Raw genomic sequence first — 18,841 nt, 5'->3', positions numbered from 1 at the left:
TAAAGGGAGATTAATTATATGGTTAAAAAAATTGATTTTCATATTCACACAGTACCATCCATTAAAGATTCTGAGTTTACTTATTCTTCAGAATGGTTAATAAAGTATGTGAATGAAGCAAATTTAGATGCTGTTGCAATCACTAATCATGATTTATTTGATAAAGATAATTATGTTCGGGTTAAGGGAGACTTGTTGAAAGCTCGAAACGGAGAGCCAGTTGTTGTATTTCCAGGAATGGAATTAGCTTTGGAAAAATTTCATGTTAACATTGTTTTTCCTGAAAGTATGGTTGATGAGTTAACAGATTTTTCTAATTGGTTACAAGAGAAACATGTGAATCAAAATTTAAGCATAACAATTGATGAATTGTTTACAAATTTGAAAAATTGGAATCAGGGAATATATATATTTGAGTTGGGTAAAAGTAAAGGAATAGACGAAATACCGACTGAGCTACATGGAGTTACTGCAGTAGGTGGAGTTCGGAATCAATTTCAGTTTCAAATTATTAAGAATCAAGAAGATAGTTTAACTCCTGTTTTATTTAGTGATGCACATGCTACTGAAATTGATAGTGATCCTGATAGGAACGATATAGATAAGCTAAAGAGTAAGAGTACATATATTCAGATTGATAATTGTAGTTTTTTAGAAATTAAAAATTGTATTACTGATAAGAGTAAAGTAAGTCTAACAAGAGACAACTTACAGGATGTGGTTGAAATTGATGGGCATAACTTATCAACTGGTTTGAATCTGGTTGTTGGTAAAAGAGGAACAGGGAAGACTCATTTTCTTGAGCAGATAAAAAAACAGTTCGATAAGGAAGAAATTTATGAAATAGCGCAGTTTGAAACAGCTAAGGCTGATACTTATATTGAAAAGCAAAGAAAGGAACAGGGAAATAAAGCCTTTGAAAACTGGAAAGAAAAATATAACAGGCATTTTCTTTCTATAAGTAACTATCTGGATAGTATTGAGAAAAACTATGATGAAGAGATTGAACGATATATAGATAGTGTAAAAGAATATGCAAGCGATCTTGATAGAAAAGGTAAGTTACAACAGTTTAACCTTTTTAAAGAAGCACCTTTTGAACTTCAAACTACTGAGTACATTGAAGAAGGCTTGAATTCTTTATTAAAGCTAATTAAGAATGAACGAATATGGAACCTTTTTGAAAATTCACAATCTAAACGAAATTTTTTTATTGATACTTATAATGAACTGCGAGAAAAATTAATTGAAAAAAATAAAGCAAAATCTATTAGAGAAAACGTGAATTTGATTTTAAGAGACTCAAAAGAATTTTTAACTAGTCAAACTGGCATAAGAAATGTTCAAGATATTGAAATAAGCAAGGTAATCAAGAAAAAACAAATTGAGAAAAGTATATCTTCTTTTTTAGAAAAAGTTATTACGACTACCGAGCTAAAAAGAGAAAAGATTCATGGTTATCAAATTATTGTAAATCTGCTCCCATTTCAAAATGCTAGCCAATTTAGAGCAGACTTTGCTACACAAGAGAGTGTTCAAGAAGATTTGATAAAGCCTTATTTGTCTAAAAACTATATTACTTTTTTAAAAAATCTTAAAAATAAAAAATTTTATAATAGTGCTAACCTTGCGGAATATTTTATGCATAAGGAAGTTAAGCTTCTTGACTCAGACGGGACCCCAGCTTCTGGAGGTCAAGCAGTAGGATTTGCATTAATGTTGAGATTGAACGAAGCAAGACAGAAAAATGTAATTTTGATAGATGAACCTGAGTCGTCATTAGACAATGCTTATATTCAAACAGAATTAAACAGTGCTTTAAAAGAGCTAGCAAAACATAGAATGGTTTTTGTTGTAACACATAATTCTACTCTAGGTACACTTTTAGAACCAGATTATTTAGTGGTAACAACTAAAAATGAACAAAATGAATACACTGTTTTAACTGGTGAATTTAGTTCGAATAAAATAAGTGATTCAAAGCTCAATTCCGAAAGTAGTTTTGAAAAGTTCGTTGAAGCTATGGAAGCCGGAATAGATACATATCATAAAAAAGGAGAAATATATGGAAATCTTAACCATTGATGGCAAAAGCTGTTTCTTTAATATTGGAGAAAAGATGATTAGCCTACAAGATTTAAGTAAGGATGATTTGGTAGAAATTTTTAACTCAATTTATGAATCAGAAGATGAAATAGAATTTCCTGATGAAGAGATGATTGCAAATATCAAGAATCCTATCGAGCAAGAGATTGTTGACCAGATTGTTAGGAAAATCAAAGAATTTAGTGAAAATATTGAGAATATCCGCCAGGAAATTAATTCTCAATTTCCAAAAATTGAGGATTAGAAATGAATACTCAACATAGAGAACCAAACATTAGGTTTAATCAGTTTAAAGAGCTTTGGAAAGTCGTAGTAGATTAACCAAGTATGGTATTGAAAAATTAAAATGAGACAATTAAAAATAAGATTCAAAAAATATAATGATGTTTGGGAAAATGTTAAGTTGACAGAAACAGCACCTATTGTCATGGGACAATCACCTGATAGTAAAAACTATACTGATAATCCAAATGATTATATCTTAGTACAAGGTAATGCAGATATGCAGAACGGAAGAGTTGTACCAAGAGTATGGACAACACAGATTACAAAGTTAGCCGAAAAAGGTGATTTAATTTTAAGTGTTCGAGCACCTGTTGGAGATATAGGTAAGACAGATTATAATGTAGTTCTCGGACGTGGGGTAGCGGCAATAAAAGGAAATGAGTTTATATTTCAATTATTGTCAAGAATGAAACAATTTAACTATTGGTCTAAACTATCTACGGGTTCAACTTTTGAGAGTATTAATTCAAGTGATATAAAATCAATTGAAATTTATTTACCTAGTCAAGATGAACAATCCGCCATCGGATCCCTTTTCCGCACCCTCGATAATCTTCTGTCTAACTATAAGGACAATCTTGCAAACTACCAATCTCTCAAAGCTACCATGCTCTCCAAGATGTTTCCCGAAGCTGGACAGACAGTTCCTGAGATTCGTTTGAAGGGATTTGAAGGTGAGTGGGTTGAAAAGTGTATAGGGGAATTAGCTGATATTGTACGAGGTGCTTCTCCTAGACCAATACAAGATCCAAAATGGTTTGATTCAAATTCAGAAATTGGCTGGTTACGTATCTCTGATGTGACAAGTCAGAATGGTAGAATTCATAGTTTGGGACAAAAAATATCAAAATTAGGTCAAGAAAAAACACGAGTTCTAGGGGAACCTCATTTATTACTTAGTATTGCTGCCACTGTGGGAAAACCTGTTATTAACTATGTTAAAACTGGCGTACATGATGGATTTTTAATTTTTATGAACCCAAAATTTGATAGAGAATTTATGTTTCAATGGCTAGAAATGTTTAGAGAAAAATGGAATCGATATGGTCAACCAGGAAGTCAAGTAAATCTCAATAGTGATATTGTAAAAAATCAAAAGATATTTATTCCTTCAATAGAGGAACAATGTGCCATAGGCTCTTATTTTTCAAACCTCGATAACCTCATCAACTCTTACCAAGAAAAAATTTCTCAGCTTGAGACTTTGAAAAAGAAACTTTTGCAGGATATGTTTATATAGGAGATTAATTTTGGGTAATGAAGAATTATTAAACACAGTAAATTCACTAACTAATACTTATTATGCTGCTCTAGGTTTTGTTGCGACTGTAATATTAGGAATTCTGGCATTTGTATTTTGGGATAGAGTAAATTTTAAAAAATCTCTTGAAAAAGAATTTAAAACTATTTTAAAAGAAGAACTTAAGAATCAAAAGTTTGAAATAGATTATTACTATTTGAAGTATTTGCCATTCATTAAAAAATTAGAAACACGCTATAAGGGTATGGGGATTAAAAAAGGTGGAATGATACGACCTTTTCTGAAATATTGTGATGAACCATTGAATGAGATGATAGCCTTGTATAATCGTTGTGTAAATACGTCTTTTCAACCATTTTTCGAAAGTTATTCAAGATATTATTACGATATCTGTTACAATATAATAGAAGACACAAGAGAATTTGCAACTTATAGATTAGATACGTTAACAGAAATGGAGCTAAACGCTATAGTAAAAGTGAATAAGTATATACCACAATTGAATTATATATTTACAAAATATGATTATTTAGAGTTTAAAGCAATTGTATTGGATAAAACTAATTAAACTATTTTTATGTATTGTTGAAACGATTAAGGATAGAAAGAAACATTATGGAAACAACACAAACGTCCCAGTCGCTCTACCAAGCCCTGTGGAACTCAGCGGATGTTCTCCGCTCTAAGATGGATGCCAACGACTATAAGTCCTATCTCTTGGGGATGGTCTTTTATAAGTACCTGTCAGATAAGATGCTCTTTTTCGTGTCGGAGACTATGGAGGAGGGGAGTGAGAGTCTAGAGGCTGCCCTTGAGGTCTATCGTAACTACTATGAGGATGCGGACACCCACGAGGATCTTCTTGCAGTCATGAAGGACGAACTCAACTATAGTATCAAGCCTGAGTTGACCTTTACGGCTCTTGTAGCACGTGTTAATGAGGGGACTTTCCAGTTGGAAGACTTGGCTCAGGGTTTTCGTGATATCGAGCAGAGTGACGAACTTTATGAAAACCTCTTTGAAGATATTGACCTCTATTCCAAAAAGCTAGGGGCGACTCCGCAAAAGCAAAACCAAACGGTGGCGGCGGTCATGAAAGAGTTGGCTGTGCTAGATGTGGCTGGTCATGCTGGTGATATGCTGGGAGATGCTTATGAGTATCTGATTGGTCAGTTTGCGACTGACTCGGGTAAGAAGGCTGGTGAGTTCTATACACCTCAGCCTGTTGCCAAACTCATGACTCAGATTGCCTTTTTGGGTCGTGAGGATCAGCTAGGCTTTACCCTCTATGATGCGACTATGGGTTCTGGCTCTCTCTTGCTCAATGCCAAGAAATACTCTCATAAACCGCAGACAGTGGTCTACTTTGGTCAGGAGCTCAATACTTCGACTTATAACTTGGCTCGGATGAACATGATCCTACACGGTGTTCCTGTTGAGAATCAATTTCTCCACAATGCCGATACACTGGATGAAGACTGGCCGACACAAGAACCGACCAACTTTGACGGTGTTCTCATGAACCCTCCATACTCAGCCAAGTGGTCTGCTAGTTCTGGCTTTATGGCGGATCCTCGTTTCTCTCCTTTTGGGAAACTGGCACCCCAATCCAAAGCTGACTTTGCCTTTCTCTTGCATGGTTACTACCACCTCAGCAGGATAATGGAGTTATGGCTATCGTCCTTCCTCATGGGGTTCTTTTCCGTGGAAATGCAGAAGGGACCATTCGCAAGGCCTTGTTAGAAGAAGGAGCTATTGACACGGTTATCGGTCTTCCAGCCAATATCTTCTTTAATACCAGCATTCCGACCACGGTTATCATTCTCAAAAAGAACCGTACCAGCCGTGATGTTTACTTTTTCGATGCCTCTAAGGAGTTTGATAAAGGGAAAAACCAGAATATCATGACAGATGTTCATATCGAGAAGATTCTGGAAGCCTACAAGTCTCGTGAGGAGATTGACAAGTTTACCCATCTGGCAAGCTATGAAGAAATCGTCGAAAATGACTATAATCTCAATATCCCTCGTTATGTAGATACCTTTGAGGAAGAAGAAGTCGAACCACTGACAGATATTGTTGGCAAGATTAACACGACCAATCAAGCAATCCAAAACCAAACAGCTTCTCTACTTGAAATGCTCGGTCAACTCCACGGAACTACACCAGAAGCCGATGCTGAACTTAAAGAGTTTTTGAAAGAGTTTAAAGGGTGATGAGAGTAATTGATTCGCTCATAATTCGCTCATTTTTAAGATACAACTTTGTTTCCATATTTCCTGGAAACTGATAGAGAACAAGGAGAAAGATGGAACAAACTAATCAAAAATCCCAGTGCCAGCAACTCTGGGCGAGAAACAAATACCTCGTTTTGAGCCATTCCAGCAATATTTATAATGAGATTCGCCAGTATCTCAAGCAAGAAGTGGTTGAACTGATTCAGGTTCAAGAGATGATTGACCGTGCCTGTCAGATTCCAGAACACAGGGGTCAGGTTTGCAATGCTTTTCAGCATATTTGGGGCTATTTTAAAAAGAAAGCGACAGAAGCTGAGAGAAAAGACTACATGCTTTTGCTGGATCGCTACCGCTTTGGTCAGGCTTCTAAGGAAGATGTGATTGCGAAAACCAGAGATCTGCTGGAAAACTATCCAAATACCTACTTGCAACATTCGACCTTACTGAAAGGAGAAACCCATGAGACTTTGGCATGAGGCTTTGATTTCACAGCTTCCGCGTCCTCAACTTTTGGGGCAACATCGAGAATGCTGCGCCCTGCGTGGCAATGGCTGGGGCAGAAAGCATGCGACAGTAGATTATGTTTTTACCCATTCGCCCTATCGTCTCTATGCCTATCATCGCTTAATCATGGAGGAGATGGCTAACCGTGGCTACAATGTTAGTCAAGAGTGGTTGGATAAAAACTATCGTGGTAAGATTTGTCCTTCTTATGAGGATTTAGCTGAGGAGAAGCTGACCAGTCCCATCTACAGCGAACATGACGATGCCTACTATGAGGAGTGTTTGGATAATCTCAGAGAGAAGGGGATAGAGCTGGAGTAAAAGTTAGGCTTATCTCCAATTTATAATTCTTCTCGTAATTTTTTCGAATAATAAAAATGAGACCTTTGGAATTTTTCTAAGGTCTTTTTTTATAAGTGTTGGGATTTACTTTCAATAACTTTTAAGTTATAATTTTTAAGGAGCACAGCGTGAACTGAAAGACTTAAAAGAAAGAGGGTTAAGTGATGAAGAATAGTGCTATTGGAAGTAACTGGAAGGATGTACGCTCTGAACTCTTTACCAAGGAGGAAATTCTTGAAAGTGATATGCGAGTGGCTATTATGAGTGAGCTGATTGAGGCTAGGCATGAACAAGGAATCAGTCAGAAAAAGCTAGAAGAACTCAGTGGAGTAAGCCAGCCTGTCATAGCTAGGATGGAAACAGGAAAGACAAGTCCTCAGTTGGACACAGTCTTAAAAGTCCTAGCCAGTTTAGGAAAGACACTAGCAGTCGTCCCACTTGAACAGAGAAAGAGTTGATAGGGATGAAATTACTTGGTTGGCTAAAATCATCCACTAGATAATTTTACCTCCCTTCCGCACTTTTTCAGGAAATATCAGAATTACAAAAGAAAAATCAACCTATAGTCTTTTCTAATAACAAGTCATAGTCACTTATAAGAATTACTAATAACGTATTTGAGTATTCCAACTAAAATACAGCCAAAAACAAGCTATACAAAGGATTTGAGGCATTTGTCTCAAGTCTTTTTCTTTTGTCTCAAACAGAGATATAGTTTCAAACTATATCAAAGCCTAATTTTTTACAATTATACAGACGCATTCTTTTCTGTTAAGATAGTTTCAACAACAAATTTTGGAGGACACATCATGTCAACTACAATCATCGGTTTCCCTCGTTTGGGCGAATTCCGCGAATTAAAATTTACAACTGAAAAATACTTTAGAAAAGAAATCTCAGAAGAAGAACTTTTGGCAGCAGCAAAAGAATTGCGTGCTAAACACTGGAACATTGTCAAAGAAAAAGGCATCACTGAAATTCCATCAAATGACTTTTCTCACTATGACAACTTCCTAGATGCAGCTTTCCTTTTCAACGTGGTACCTGCTTCAGTTCAAAACTTGGACTTGTCTGATCTTGAGCGCTACTTCGCTTTGGGTCGTGGTTACCAAGGAGAAAAAGGAGACGTTCGCGCCCTTCCAATGAAGAAATGGTTCAACACCAACTACCACTACATCGTTCCTAAATTTGAAAAAGACACTCAAGTTAAACTTGCAGGTCACAAGATTTTCGATGAGTTCCAAGAAGCAAAAGAACTTGGTCTCAACACTCGTCCTGTTCTTGTAGGTCCATTCACTTTCCTTCAATTGTCAGACTTTGAAGAAGGCGTGAAAGCAGAAGACTTCGTAGACAGCTTAGTAGCTGCTTACCAAGAAGTTTTTGCTAAATTGGCTGAACTTGGTGCGACTCGTATCCAATTGGATGAAGCTGCTCTTGTAAAAGACTTGACTGCCGAAGAAAAAGCTCTCTTCTTGAACCTCTATAACAAACTTTTGGCTGACAAAAAAGGTCTTGAAGTCTTGCTTCAAACTTACTTCGGAGACGTTCGTGATGTTTACGCTGATCTTGTAAACTTGCCAGTTGATGCTATCGGTTTGGACTTCGTTGAAGGTAAGAAAACTCTTGAACTCGTTAAAGGTGGTTTCCCAGCTGACAAGACTCTTTATGCAGGTATTGTCAATGGTAAAAACATCTGGCGTAACAACTACGAAAAGAGCTTGGCTGTTCTTGAACAAATTCCAGCTGAAAACATTGTCTTGACAAGCTCATGCTCACTTCTTCATGTGCCATTTACAACTGCTAATGAAGAATTTGAACCAGCAATCTTGAACCACTTTGCCTTTGCAGTTGAAAAACTGGATGAGATTCGTGATTTGGATGCTATCCGCAAAGGTCAAGGTGAAGAAGCACTTGCAGCTAACAAAGAACTCTTTGCGACTGAGCGTGTTGGTGAAAATGCGGAACTTCGTGCGCGTATCGCTGGTTTGACAGACGCAGACTACACTCGTTTACCAGCCTTTGCAGAACGTGAAGCTATCCAAGAAGAAGCTTTCAAACTTCCAGCTCTTCCAACAACAACTATCGGTTCATTCCCTCAAACTAAAGAAGTTCGTGCTAAACGTTTGGCTTACCGTAAAGGTGAATTGTCTCAAGAAGAGTACGATGCTTTCCTTGCTGAAACGATCGACGAATGGATCAAATGGCAAGAAGATATCGACTTTGATGTCCTTGTTCACGGTGAATTTGAGCGTAACGACATGGTTGAGTACTTCGGTCAAAACTTGTCAGGTTACCTCTTCTCTAAAAATGGTTGGGTACAATCATACGGTATGCGTGGGGTGAAACCACCAATCATCTGGGGTGATGTAACTCGTCTTAACCCTATCACTGTTAAATGGTCTAGCTATGCACAAAGCCGTACAAACAAACCTGTTAAAGGGATGTTGACTGGACCAGTAACTATTCTCAACTGGTCATTCCCACGTGAAGACATCTCTATCAAGGATTCTACTCTTCAAATCGCCCTTGCAATCAAGGATGAAGTGCTTGACCTTGAAGCTGCTGGTGTGAAAATCATCCAAATCGATGAGGCTGCTCTTCGTGAAAAATTGCCACTCCGTCGTAGCGACTGGTACGAAGACTACCTTGACTGGGCAATTCCTGCCTTCCGCTTGGTACACTCAACAGTAGCGCCAGATACTCAAATCCACACTCACATGTGTTACTCAGAATTTACAGATATCATCCCAGCTATCGACAACATGGATGCAGACGTTATCTCATTTGAGGCTAGCCGTTCAAACCTTGAAATCTTGGACGAACTCAAAGCGAAAAACTTCCAAACAGAAGTGGGACCTGGGGTTTACGATATCCACTCACCTCGTGTGCCAAATGAAGGCGAAATCGACCACACAATCGAAGCCATCCTTGCTAAAGTGCCAAGCAAGAAAGTTTGGATCAACCCTGACTGTGGTTTGAAAACACGTGGTATTCCAGAAACAAAAGAAAGCTTGATTCGCCTTGTTGAAGCAGCTAAAGCTGCGCGTGAGAAATTGTAAGATAAGGATTTCTCTGGAAGCACTGTTTGGTCAATCTGCCTGTTTCACTTGGATTCTAAGAGTCCAGCTAACGAAAAAATCAACTAGAAAAGGATAATGACTATGTCACGCCAAACACCGTCACTCTCATTTGAAGTGTTCCCTCCCAACCCAGCCGTGGGTAATGATAAAATTATTTCTGCTCTTCAAGATATGCAGGAGTTGGCTCCTCACTTTATCAGTGTAACTGCCAGCAATAATAAATTTAATATCAAGGAAACGACGGTTCGTTTGGCTGACTTTATCCAAAATGACTTGGCGATTCCGACTATTGCTCACTTGCCAGCCATTTATTTGACCAAAGACATGGTTGCTGAAACCATTGCAGACTTGGACAAGGTTGGCGTGCAGAAAATCTTGGCTCTTCGTGGGGATATTATTCCTGATGTGGAGCCACAGAAGGATTTCCGTTACGCAACTGACTTGATTGAGTTCATTAAGGAACAAGCTCCTCACTTTGATATTGTTGGTGCTTGTTATCCAGAAGGTCACCCGGATTCACCAAATCAGATTTCAGATATTCAAAATCTTAAGAAGAAAGTGGATGCAGGCTGTTCCAGTCTTGTGACTCAGCTTTTCTTTGACAATGAGCGCTTCTATGATTTCCAAGACAAATGCATTTTGGCTGGGATTGATGTTCCTATTCATGCAGGGATTATGCCAATTCTGAATCGAAATCAGGCTCTTCGCCTCTTGAAGACTTGTGAGAATATCCATCTTCCACGTAAATTTAAAGCCATCTTAGACAAGTATGAGCATGACCCTGAGTCGCTCAGAGCAGCAGGACTTGCCTATGCGGTGGACCAAATCGTGGACTTGGTAACCCAGGATGTCGCAGGTGTGCATCTTTACACCATGAACAATGCTGAAACAGCAAAATACATCCACCAAGCAACTCATGCCTTGTTTAATCATCAGTCTCTAGGATAATAAAAAGCAAACCATTCTTCTCAGGTGAGGGGAATGGTTCCTTTTTAATGGTAAAGACCGCACTTTTTAAGAAAAATATGATAAAATAGACTCTGTACGTACTTGATACAAAGATGAGGGTATTAAAAAATAATGCATTTAAACCGAGAGTCTTATCTAATGATTTGTATCTTGAGTAATTGAACCCGGCCGAAAAGCTGTGTAAAAAAGATAAACTGTCTTGTCTTCATCGAAGACTTCGTCAGTTTCCTATTTTTACTTTGCTTTTGACGTCCTTGGTATCTTGATCTTTGTAGGCAAGGCGTATAATTTCATCAATCCAAAGGGGATTAAAATGACAAAACAAGTGTTTCAAACGACTTTTGCGGGTCGTGAGTTAATCGTAGAGACTGGTCAGGTTGCTAAGCAAGCAAATGGCTCAGTCGTCGTGCGTTACGGTGAGTCAACTGTCTTGACTGCGGCCGTGATGTCTAAGAAGATGGCAACTGGGGATTTCTTCCCTCTCCAAGTCAACTATGAAGAAAAAATGTATGCAGCTGGGAAGTTTCCTGGTGGCTTTATGAAACGTGAAGGACGTCCTTCAACAGATGCGACTTTGACAGCGCGTTTGATTGACCGTCCAATCCGTCCTATGTTTGCGGAAGGTTTCCGTAACGAAGTCCAAGTCATCAACACCGTGCTTTCTTATGATGAAAATGCTTCTGCACCAATGGCTGCTATGTTTGGTTCATCCTTGGCGCTTTCTATCTCAGATATTCCATTTGACGGACCAATCGCTGGGGTACAGGTTGGCTATGTGGATGGTCAAATCATTATCAACCCTACGCAAGAACAAGCAGAGCAATCTCTCCTTGAATTGACAGTAGCTGGTACCAAACACGCCATCAACATGGTAGAGTCAGGTGCCAAAGAATTGTCAGAAGAAATCATGTTGGAAGCCCTTCTCAAAGGACATGAAGCAGTCAAAGAATTGATTGCCTTCCAAGAAGAAATTGTTGCTGCTGTCGGTAAGGAAAAAGCAGAAGTAGAATTGCTTCATGTGGACGCTGACTTGCAAGCTGAAATTATCGCAGCCTACAACAGCGACCTCCAAAAAGCTGTCCAAGTAGAAGAAAAATTGGCTCGTGAAGCTGCAACTCAAGCAGTCAAAGACCAAGTAACTGCTGTTTACGAAGAAAAATATGCAGACCATGAGGAATTTGACCGTATCATGCGAGATGTGGCTGAAATCTTGGAACAAATGGAACACGCAGAAGTGCGTCGTTTGATCACAGAAGACAAAGTACGTCCTGACGGTCGTAAGGTTGATGAAATCCGTCCTTTGGATGCGGTTGTTGACTTCCTTCCTCGTGTGCACGGTTCAGGTCTCTTTACTCGTGGGCAAACTCAAGCCCTTTCAGTTTTGACCTTGGCTCCGATGGGAGAAACTCAAATCATTGATGGTTTGGATCCAGAGTACAAGAAACGCTTTATGCACCACTATAATTTCCCTCAATACTCTGTAGGGGAAACAGGTCGTTACGGTGCGCCAGGTCGTCGTGAAATCGGTCACGGGGCTCTTGGTGAACGTGCCCTTGCTCAAGTCTTGCCAAGCTTGGAAGAATTCCCATACGCTATCCGCTTAGTAGCAGAAGTTTTGGAATCAAATGGTTCTTCATCTCAGGCGTCTATCTGTGCGGGAACTCTTGCCCTTATGGCTGGTGGTGTGCCAATCAAGGCGCCAGTAGCAGGGATTGCCATGGGACTTATCTCAGATGGGAATAACTACACAGTATTGACAGATATCCAAGGTTTGGAAGACCACTTTGGAGACATGGACTTCAAGGTTGCAGGTACTCGTGACGGGATTACAGCCCTTCAAATGGATATCAAGATCCAAGGGATCACTGCAGAAATCTTGACTGAAGCCCTTGCCCAAGCCAAGAAAGCTCGTTTTGAAATCCTTGATGTGATTGAAGCAACTATTCCAGAAGTTCGTCCAGAATTGGCTCCAACTGCTCCGAAAATTGATACCATCAAGATTGATGTGGACAAGATCAAGATTGTCATCGGTAAGGGTGGAGAAACCATCGACAAGATTATCGCTGAAACAGGCGTTAAGATTGATATCGACGAAGAAGGAAATGTATCTATCTACTCTAGTGACCAAGATGCTATTAACCGTGCTAAAGAAATTATTGCTGGTTTGGTTCGTGAAGCAAAAGTGGATGAAGTTTACCGTGCTAAAGTCGTTCGTATCGAGAAATTTGGTGCCTTTGTCAACCTCTTTGATAAGACAGATGCCCTTGTTCATATCTCTGAGATGGCTTGGACGCGTACCAATAATGTCGAAGACTTGGTAGCAATCGGGGATGAAGTTGATGTTAAGGTTATTAAGATTGATGAAAAAGGACGTGTGGATGCTTCTATGAAAGCCCTTCTTCCTCGTCCTCCAAAACCTGAACGTGATGAAAAAGGTGAAAAATCAGAGCGTCCTCACCGCCCACGTCATCACAAGGATCACAAACCTAAGAAAGAAATTACAGAAACACCAAAAGATTCAGAATAAGAAAAGGAGAAATGTATGGGATGGTGGCGCGAAACCATTGATATCGTAAAAGAAAATGATCCAGCGGCCCGCACCACTTTGGAGGTTTTGCTGACTTATCCAGGTGTCAAGGCCTTGGCGGCCCACCGTCTCTCGCATTTTCTCTGGAAGCATGGCTTCAAACTCCTGGCTCGTATGCACAGTCAGTTTTGGCGCTTTTGGACTCAGATTGAGATTCATCCAGGTGCCCAGATTGATTCAGGTGTCTTTATCGACCACGGTTCTGGCTTGGTAATTGGAGAGACGGCTATCGTTGAAAAAGGCGTTCTCCTCTATCATGGGGTGACTCTTGGGGGAACAGGGAAAGACTGTGGCAAACGCCATCCAACCGTGCGAAAAGGAGCTTTAATATCCGCTCATGCCCAAGTCATTGGACCAGTGGAAATTGGTGAAAATGCCAAGGTCGGTGCTGCAGCAGTTGTCGTAGCAGATGTACCTAGTGATGTGACGGTTGTCGGTATTCCTGCTAAGATTGTCCGTGTACATGGTAAAAAGGATGAGCCGGTCATCCACGAAGTCGAAGAAAAACGAGAGTACTACGTCAATAAACTCGAGCATGCTAAAGATGCTAGTCACAGATCGTCTGGTTTGTAGAGGATACCTATATGATTCAAGCAAGAAACAAGTTAAGCCAAGAGGAGTTATCTGAGGCGAAAAAACTAATTAACTGTTGCCAAAACTATGACGGTACCTATCGTGATCCCTATCTCTCTAACATGCTTAATTTTGACCCAAACATGCCCGCCTTTTTCCTTTATTATGAAAAAGGCGAACTTGTTGGTCTCTTAACTGTATATGCAGATGACCAAGATGTGGAAGTGACGATACTGGTTCATCCAGATCATCGCCGTCAGGGGGTTGCGCGTGCATTGTTTACTAGTTTTGAGAAAGAAACGGCTCCTTTTTCTATTCGTTCAGTGACTTTTCAGACAGAGCGTGTTTTTCTAGACCGCCATCCTGATTTTGTCAGCAACTGGGGACTGGTTGAGGATGAAGAGACAGAAACCTGGTTAGGTAAGGATAGAAGACCTTATCCGTTAGCAAATGTTTCCAATCTTGAAGTTTTGTTAGCTGATAGTTCGTATCAGGATCAAATTAGTCAATTAAAATTTCAGGCATTCTCAGAGGAACATGAATCTAGAGAAGTTGTGGATAGATATGTTGCTGAAGCTCTGAAAGATCCAGAAAGCCGCCTGTATATTTTATTAAAAGACGGTCAGGTTATTGGAACTTGCACGGTTGATTTATCGAGCGATACGAATTACTTCTACGGTTTAGCAATATCAGAACCTGAACGTGGGAAAGGCTATGGGAGCTACTTAGCAAAATTCCTTGTCAACCAACTAATTGAGCAAAATGATAAGAAATTTCAGATTGCAGTAGAAGATAGCAATGTAGGTGCCAAACGTTTGTATGAAAAAATTGGCTTTGTCAAACAGACTCAGGTGGTTTATCTGAATGAGAAAGGAGCAAGGGATTCCGAAGTGTAGAGGCATTCGGACTGAAATTCAATTGAACTCTCAGTGATGAGACTAACTGTTCTTGGATTTTAGCTTTCCTGATTATAATTTATGATTAAAATCTACGACACCATGTCTCGTGATTTGCGAGAATTTGTCCCGATTGAGGACGGCAAAGTAAAGATGTATGTTTGTGGGCCAACGGTGTACAACTATATCCACGTGGGAAATGCTCGTTCAACGGTGGCTTTTGATACCATTCGTCGTTATTTTGAGTACCGTGGGTACGAGGTTTCCTATATTTCCAATTTTACGGATGTGGATGATAAGATTATCAACCGTGCCAAGGAAGAGGGTATCACACCTCAGGAGGTTGCGGACAAGTATATCGCTGCCTTTCGTGAGGATGTGACGGCCTTGGGTGTCAAACCTGCGACTCGCCATCCGCGTGTGGTGGAGTTTATGGATGACATTATTCGCTTTGTGGAAGACTTAATTGAAAAAGGCTTTGCCTATGAGAGTCAAGGAGATGTCTATTTCCGTGTGGAAAAATCTCATAACTATGCCAAGTTGGCCAATAAAACCTTGGAAGATTTGGAGCTAGGTGCTTCAGGTCGAACCGATGAAGAAACGGCTCGTAAGGAAAATCCTGTAGACTTTGCCCTATGGAAAGCTGCCAAATCAGGCGAGATTTCTTGGGACAGTCCTTGGGGACCTGGTCGTCCGGGCTGGCACATCGAGTGTTCAGTCATGTCGACAGAGATTTTGGGCGACACCATTGATATTCACGGTGGTGGAGCTGACCTAGAGTTTCCTCACCATACCAATGAAATTGCCCAGTCAGAAGCCAAAACAGGCAAGACCTTTGCTAACTACTGGATGCACAATGGCTTTGTCAATATCGATAATGTCAAGATGTCTAAGTCCTTGGGCAACTTTATCACCGTACACGATGCCCTTAAAACTCTTGATGGCCAAGTGCTTCGTTTCTTCTTTGCGACTCAACATTACCGCAAGCCTATCAATTTTACAGAAAAGGCGGTGCGTGATGCAGAGACCAATCTCAAGTATCTGAAAAACACCTATGAGCAACCATTTACTGGAACTGTAGATGTTCAAGAGTTACAGGACTTTAAAGACAAGTTTATAGCAGCTATGGATGAGGATTTCAACTCTGCCAACGGTATCACAGTGGTCTTTGAAATGGTCAAATGGATTAACTCTGGCAGCTATGATGCAAGTGTCAAGCAAGCTTTTGCGGATATGTTAGAAGTCTTTGGAATTGTCTTTGTTGAGGAAGTTTTGGATGCAGAGATTGAAGACTTGATCCAAAAACGTCAAGAAGCGCGTGCCAATCGTGACTTTGCGACAGCGGACCAGATCCGTGACCAATTGGCTGCTCAAGGGATTAAGCTCCTTGACACCAAAGATGGAGTGAGGTGGACACATGATTGATGTCAATCTCATTAACGGGATTGCGCTAGCCTTTGAAGGAGATGCGGTGTATTCTATGTATATTCGCCGTCACCTCATCCTCAAAGGTATGACCAAGCCCAATAAACTCCATCAAGAAGCGACCAAGTATGTGTCAGCCAAGGCTCAGGCTCGTTTGATTTCCCTTATGTTAGAGGAGCAAGTTCTAACGGAAAAAGAAGAAGAAATCTACAAACGTGGTCGCAATACCAATAGCCACACCAAGGCCAAAAATGCTGATGTGGTGACTTATCGCATGTCCACAGGTTTTGAAGCAGTCATGGGATATCTCCATATGACTGAAAATCTGGAACGTCTTGAGAGCTTGATTTCGTGGTGCATCCAAAAAGTGGAGGGCTAGGACATGATGTCAAAAGAACTACAAGACTGGTTTCCTGAGGCTCAGATTTCAGACCAACCAGTAGAGAAAGAGGGCTATCTCACTCTCCCTTTAGCTTCTCAGCAGTGGATTTTGCTGGAGGAAGCTGGGCTCAGTGAGCGTGAAAAGCAGTTGGTTTCGCTTTTGACCCAGCAGGAGCAGGCTCGTTCGCTCAATCCTTGGTATTCTTATCTGATTGAGGGCAAGGGACAGGCACCGCAAGCTTTTAAAAAGATTCAGTTGGTTTATTGCCATCTTTCCTATTTTCAGCAGGAAAATCTGGCTTCTTGGTTGGATATGATGCGGACTCTTTTTCCCAACTGTCAGACGGTGATTCAGGTCGGAGCTCAGGATTATGTTTTCGTGCTTCAACAAGACAAATACACCTCTGTACGAGCTATTTTAAGTGATACGATTGAAGCGGTTGAGTATGACTTTGGACTTCGTCTGTCAATCATGTTAGGCCAGGTTTGGTCTCAGACAGGCCATCAAGCCCTATCAGACTTGATTAAAGCAGAGCGGGATTTATTTAAGACTTGGTGGCGTCAGGGTCACCAAGGTGTTCATACTTTTTCTCAGCTCTATCTTTGGAGTATGGGAGAAAGACTCGTGGATTTGAAGGTAATCAAGGAATGCTTGCACCAGATGATTTTGGATCAAGACCAGATTCAGGAAATCATTCTCTCCCTTTGGGAAAATAGTGCTGTCCTAACAAAAACAGCCCAGCAACTCTACTTGCACCGCAATTCTCTCCAATATAAGATTGATAAATGGGAAGAATTGACAGGGCTACAGTTGAAGGAATTGACTGACCTGACCCTGTGTTATCAATTGATTTTACCAGATATTTTATAAAGTTTTGTGCAAGTTGCACAGAACTTTTTTATTTTTTTGGTCACCTTGCCATAGAAATATAAAGCGTTTTCATCTATAATAAAACTATCAAAAGACAAAAGGAGTTCACCTCATGGTAGAATTGAATCTTAAAAATATTTACAAAAAATATCCAAACAGCGAACACTATTCAGTTGAAGACTTCAACTTGGACATCAAAGACAAAGAATTTATCGTTTTCGTAGGTCCTTCAGGATGTGGTAAATCAACAACTCTTCGTATGATCGCAGGTCTTGAAGACATCACAGAAGGTACTGCATCTATCGATGGCGTGGTTGTCAACGACGTAGCTCCAAAAGACCGTGATATCGCCATGGTATTCCAAAACTACGCTCTTTACCCACACATGACTGTTTATGACAACATGGCTTTCGGTTTGAAATTGCGTAAATACAGCAAGGAAGACATCGACAAACGTGTGCAAGAAGCTGCAGCAATCCTTGGCTTGAAAGAGTTCTTGGATCGTAAACCTGCTGACCTTTCAGGTGGTCAACGTCAACGTGTTGCCATGGGTCGTGCCATTGTCCGTGATGCAAAAGTATTCTTGATGGACGAACCTTTGTCAAACTTGGATGCCAAACTTCGTGTATCAATGCGTGCTGAAATCGCTAAAATCCACCGTCGTATCGGAGCTACAACTATCTACGTAACTCACGACCAAACAGAAGCGATGACACTTGCAGACCGTATCGTTATCATGTCAGCAACTAAGAACCCTGCTGGTACAGGTACTATCGGACGTGTAGAACAAATCGGTACTCCTCAAGAAGTTTACAAAAACCCAGTTAACAAATTCGTAGCAGGATTCATCGGAAGCCCAGCTATGAACTTCATCAATGTGAAATTGGTTGGTAGCGAAATTATTTCAGACGGTTTCCGTTTGAAAGTTCCAGAAGGAGCATTGAAAGTTCTTCGTGAAAAAGGCTACGAAGGTAAAGAATTGATCTTCGGTATCCGTCCAGAAGACGTGAATGCAGAACCTGCTTTCCTTGAAACATTCCCAGAATCAGTTGTCAAAGCTACTATTTCAGTATCAGAATTGCTTGGTTCAGAATCTCACCTTTACTGCCAAGTTGGTAAAGACGAATTTGTTGCCAAAGTTGATGCTCGCGACTACTTGCAAACAGGTGCAACAGTTGAACTTGGATTTGACTTGAACAAAGCACACTTCTTCGACGTAGAAACTGAAAAAACAGTTTACTAAGATAAATGAAATGTCAAAACACTGCTAGAGAAATCTGGCAGTGTTTTTTGTGATGTGAATTGATTGAGTGGGAATTTTCTA

The 18,841-nt window shown here is 40.2% G+C and carries 16 protein-coding genes and 1 pseudogene; all 17 read left to right on the top strand.

Annotated features, from left to right (window positions below; all coding sequences use genetic code 11):
* Positions 1–18: 18 nt before the first annotated feature.
* The 17 genes and pseudogenes from QM409_RS03695 to QM409_RS03615 all read left to right on the top strand — a co-directional run bounded on the left by QM409_RS03695 (position 19) and on the right by QM409_RS03615 (position 18,760).
* Entirely contained in the window at positions 19–2,085 is a 2,067-nt protein-coding gene (locus tag QM409_RS03695) for a hypothetical protein (protein ID WP_414305358.1), read from the top strand.
* Positions 2,066–2,350: a hypothetical protein gene (locus QM409_RS03690; protein ID WP_414305359.1), complete on the top strand. Its 285-nt coding sequence runs from the start codon at positions 2,066–2,068 to the stop codon at positions 2,348–2,350. Before QM409_RS03695 ends, QM409_RS03690 begins: the two co-directional genes overlap by 20 nt.
* Before the next feature lie 102 nt (positions 2,351–2,452).
* Positions 2,453–3,631 carry a restriction endonuclease subunit S gene (locus tag QM409_RS03685; RefSeq protein WP_414305360.1) on the top strand — a complete coding sequence of 393 codons (1,179 nt, stop codon included), beginning with the start codon at positions 2,453–2,455 and terminating at the stop codon, positions 3,629–3,631.
* A 10-nt stretch (positions 3,632–3,641) separates the two neighbouring features.
* Positions 3,642–4,220, top strand: coding sequence for a hypothetical protein (locus tag QM409_RS03680; RefSeq protein ID WP_153208870.1), 579 nt, complete (start codon positions 3,642–3,644; stop codon positions 4,218–4,220).
* A gap of 47 nt (positions 4,221–4,267) precedes the next feature.
* A pseudogene (locus tag QM409_RS03675) lies at positions 4,268–5,868 on the top strand (type I restriction-modification system subunit M).
* A 92-nt stretch (positions 5,869–5,960) separates the two neighbouring features.
* On the top strand, positions 5,961–6,365 hold the full coding sequence (locus QM409_RS03670; RefSeq protein ID WP_414305361.1) for a YbgA family protein: 405 nt from the start codon (positions 5,961–5,963) through the stop codon (positions 6,363–6,365).
* A complete protein-coding gene (locus QM409_RS03665; RefSeq protein WP_371483942.1) occupies positions 6,349–6,714 on the top strand; it encodes a TIGR02328 family protein in 366 nt (121 codons plus the stop codon). Before QM409_RS03670 ends, QM409_RS03665 begins: the two co-directional genes overlap by 17 nt.
* A 185-nt stretch (positions 6,715–6,899) precedes the next feature.
* A complete protein-coding gene (locus QM409_RS03660) occupies positions 6,900–7,193 on the top strand; it encodes a helix-turn-helix domain-containing protein (protein WP_000797746.1) in 294 nt (97 codons plus the stop codon).
* Positions 7,194–7,544: 351 nt separating this feature from the next.
* On the top strand, positions 7,545–9,794 hold the full coding sequence (gene metE / locus QM409_RS03655; RefSeq protein WP_414305362.1) for a 5-methyltetrahydropteroyltriglutamate--homocysteine S-methyltransferase: 2,250 nt from the start codon (positions 7,545–7,547) through the stop codon (positions 9,792–9,794).
* Between the two features lie 102 nt (positions 9,795–9,896).
* The gene (gene metF / locus QM409_RS03650) at positions 9,897–10,763 is read left to right on the top strand and encodes a methylenetetrahydrofolate reductase [NAD(P)H] (RefSeq protein ID WP_049516293.1); all 867 of its coding nucleotides are present in this window, start codon (positions 9,897–9,899) and stop codon (positions 10,761–10,763) included.
* A gap of 334 nt (positions 10,764–11,097) precedes the next feature.
* A complete protein-coding gene (gene pnp, locus QM409_RS03645; protein ID WP_227326088.1) occupies positions 11,098–13,311 on the top strand; it encodes a polyribonucleotide nucleotidyltransferase in 2,214 nt (737 codons plus the stop codon).
* Positions 13,312–13,326: 15 nt separating this feature from the next.
* On the top strand, positions 13,327–13,944 hold the full coding sequence (cysE, locus tag QM409_RS03640) for a serine O-acetyltransferase (RefSeq protein ID WP_414305363.1): 618 nt from the start codon (positions 13,327–13,329) through the stop codon (positions 13,942–13,944).
* A gap of 11 nt (positions 13,945–13,955) precedes the next feature.
* Positions 13,956–14,840 carry a GNAT family N-acetyltransferase gene (locus tag QM409_RS03635; RefSeq protein ID WP_414305364.1) on the top strand — a complete coding sequence of 295 codons (885 nt, stop codon included), beginning with the start codon at positions 13,956–13,958 and terminating at the stop codon, positions 14,838–14,840.
* Between the two features lie 81 nt (positions 14,841–14,921).
* Complete coding sequence (gene cysS / locus QM409_RS03630) at positions 14,922–16,265, top strand: cysteine--tRNA ligase (RefSeq protein ID WP_414305365.1); 1,344 nt, start codon at positions 14,922–14,924, stop codon at positions 16,263–16,265.
* Positions 16,258–16,644: a Mini-ribonuclease 3 gene (locus QM409_RS03625; protein ID WP_000567927.1), complete on the top strand. Its 387-nt coding sequence runs from the start codon at positions 16,258–16,260 to the stop codon at positions 16,642–16,644. The genes cysS and QM409_RS03625 overlap by 8 nt, the downstream gene beginning before the upstream one ends.
* Positions 16,645–16,647: 3 nt before the next feature.
* Positions 16,648–17,517 carry a PucR family transcriptional regulator gene (locus QM409_RS03620; RefSeq protein ID WP_261047978.1) on the top strand — a complete coding sequence of 290 codons (870 nt, stop codon included), beginning with the start codon at positions 16,648–16,650 and terminating at the stop codon, positions 17,515–17,517.
* Positions 17,518–17,629: 112 nt separating this feature from the next.
* Positions 17,630–18,760, top strand: a complete 1,131-nt coding sequence (locus tag QM409_RS03615; protein WP_033686510.1) for an ABC transporter ATP-binding protein — start codon at positions 17,630–17,632, stop codon at positions 18,758–18,760.
* Positions 18,761–18,841 lie beyond the last annotated feature (81 nt).

Source organism: Streptococcus mitis (genome assembly GCF_047465045.1).
GTDB classification, from domain to species: domain Bacteria; phylum Bacillota; class Bacilli; order Lactobacillales; family Streptococcaceae; genus Streptococcus; species Streptococcus mitis_DT.
The sequence above is the reverse complement of the archived record's forward strand: the minus strand, read 5'-3'. Positions and strand labels throughout refer to the sequence as shown.

Bases quoted from the DNA above. Each gene is read 5' to 3' on its own strand.
- QM409_RS03695 (WP_414305358.1), top strand. From the start codon at position 19: ATGGTTAAAAAAATTGATTTTCATATTCACACAGTACCATCCATTAAA.
- QM409_RS03690 (WP_414305359.1), top strand. From the start codon at position 2,066: ATGGAAATCTTAACCATTGATGGCAAAAGCTGTTTCTTTAATATTGGA.
- QM409_RS03685 (WP_414305360.1), top strand. From the start codon at position 2,453: ATGAGACAATTAAAAATAAGATTCAAAAAATATAATGATGTTTGGGAA.
- QM409_RS03670 (WP_414305361.1), top strand. From the start codon at position 5,961: ATGGAACAAACTAATCAAAAATCCCAGTGCCAGCAACTCTGGGCGAGA.
- QM409_RS03665 (WP_371483942.1), top strand. From the start codon at position 6,349: ATGAGACTTTGGCATGAGGCTTTGATTTCACAGCTTCCGCGTCCTCAA.
- QM409_RS03660 (WP_000797746.1), top strand. From the start codon at position 6,900: ATGAAGAATAGTGCTATTGGAAGTAACTGGAAGGATGTACGCTCTGAA.
- metE (WP_414305362.1), top strand. From the start codon at position 7,545: ATGTCAACTACAATCATCGGTTTCCCTCGTTTGGGCGAATTCCGCGAA.
- metF (WP_049516293.1), top strand. From the start codon at position 9,897: ATGTCACGCCAAACACCGTCACTCTCATTTGAAGTGTTCCCTCCCAAC.
- pnp (WP_227326088.1), top strand. From the start codon at position 11,098: ATGACAAAACAAGTGTTTCAAACGACTTTTGCGGGTCGTGAGTTAATC.
- cysE (WP_414305363.1), top strand. From the start codon at position 13,327: ATGGGATGGTGGCGCGAAACCATTGATATCGTAAAAGAAAATGATCCA.
- QM409_RS03635 (WP_414305364.1), top strand. From the start codon at position 13,956: ATGATTCAAGCAAGAAACAAGTTAAGCCAAGAGGAGTTATCTGAGGCG.
- cysS (WP_414305365.1), top strand. From the start codon at position 14,922: ATGATTAAAATCTACGACACCATGTCTCGTGATTTGCGAGAATTTGTC.
- QM409_RS03625 (WP_000567927.1), top strand. From the start codon at position 16,258: ATGATTGATGTCAATCTCATTAACGGGATTGCGCTAGCCTTTGAAGGA.
- QM409_RS03620 (WP_261047978.1), top strand. From the start codon at position 16,648: ATGATGTCAAAAGAACTACAAGACTGGTTTCCTGAGGCTCAGATTTCA.
- QM409_RS03615 (WP_033686510.1), top strand. From the start codon at position 17,630: ATGGTAGAATTGAATCTTAAAAATATTTACAAAAAATATCCAAACAGC.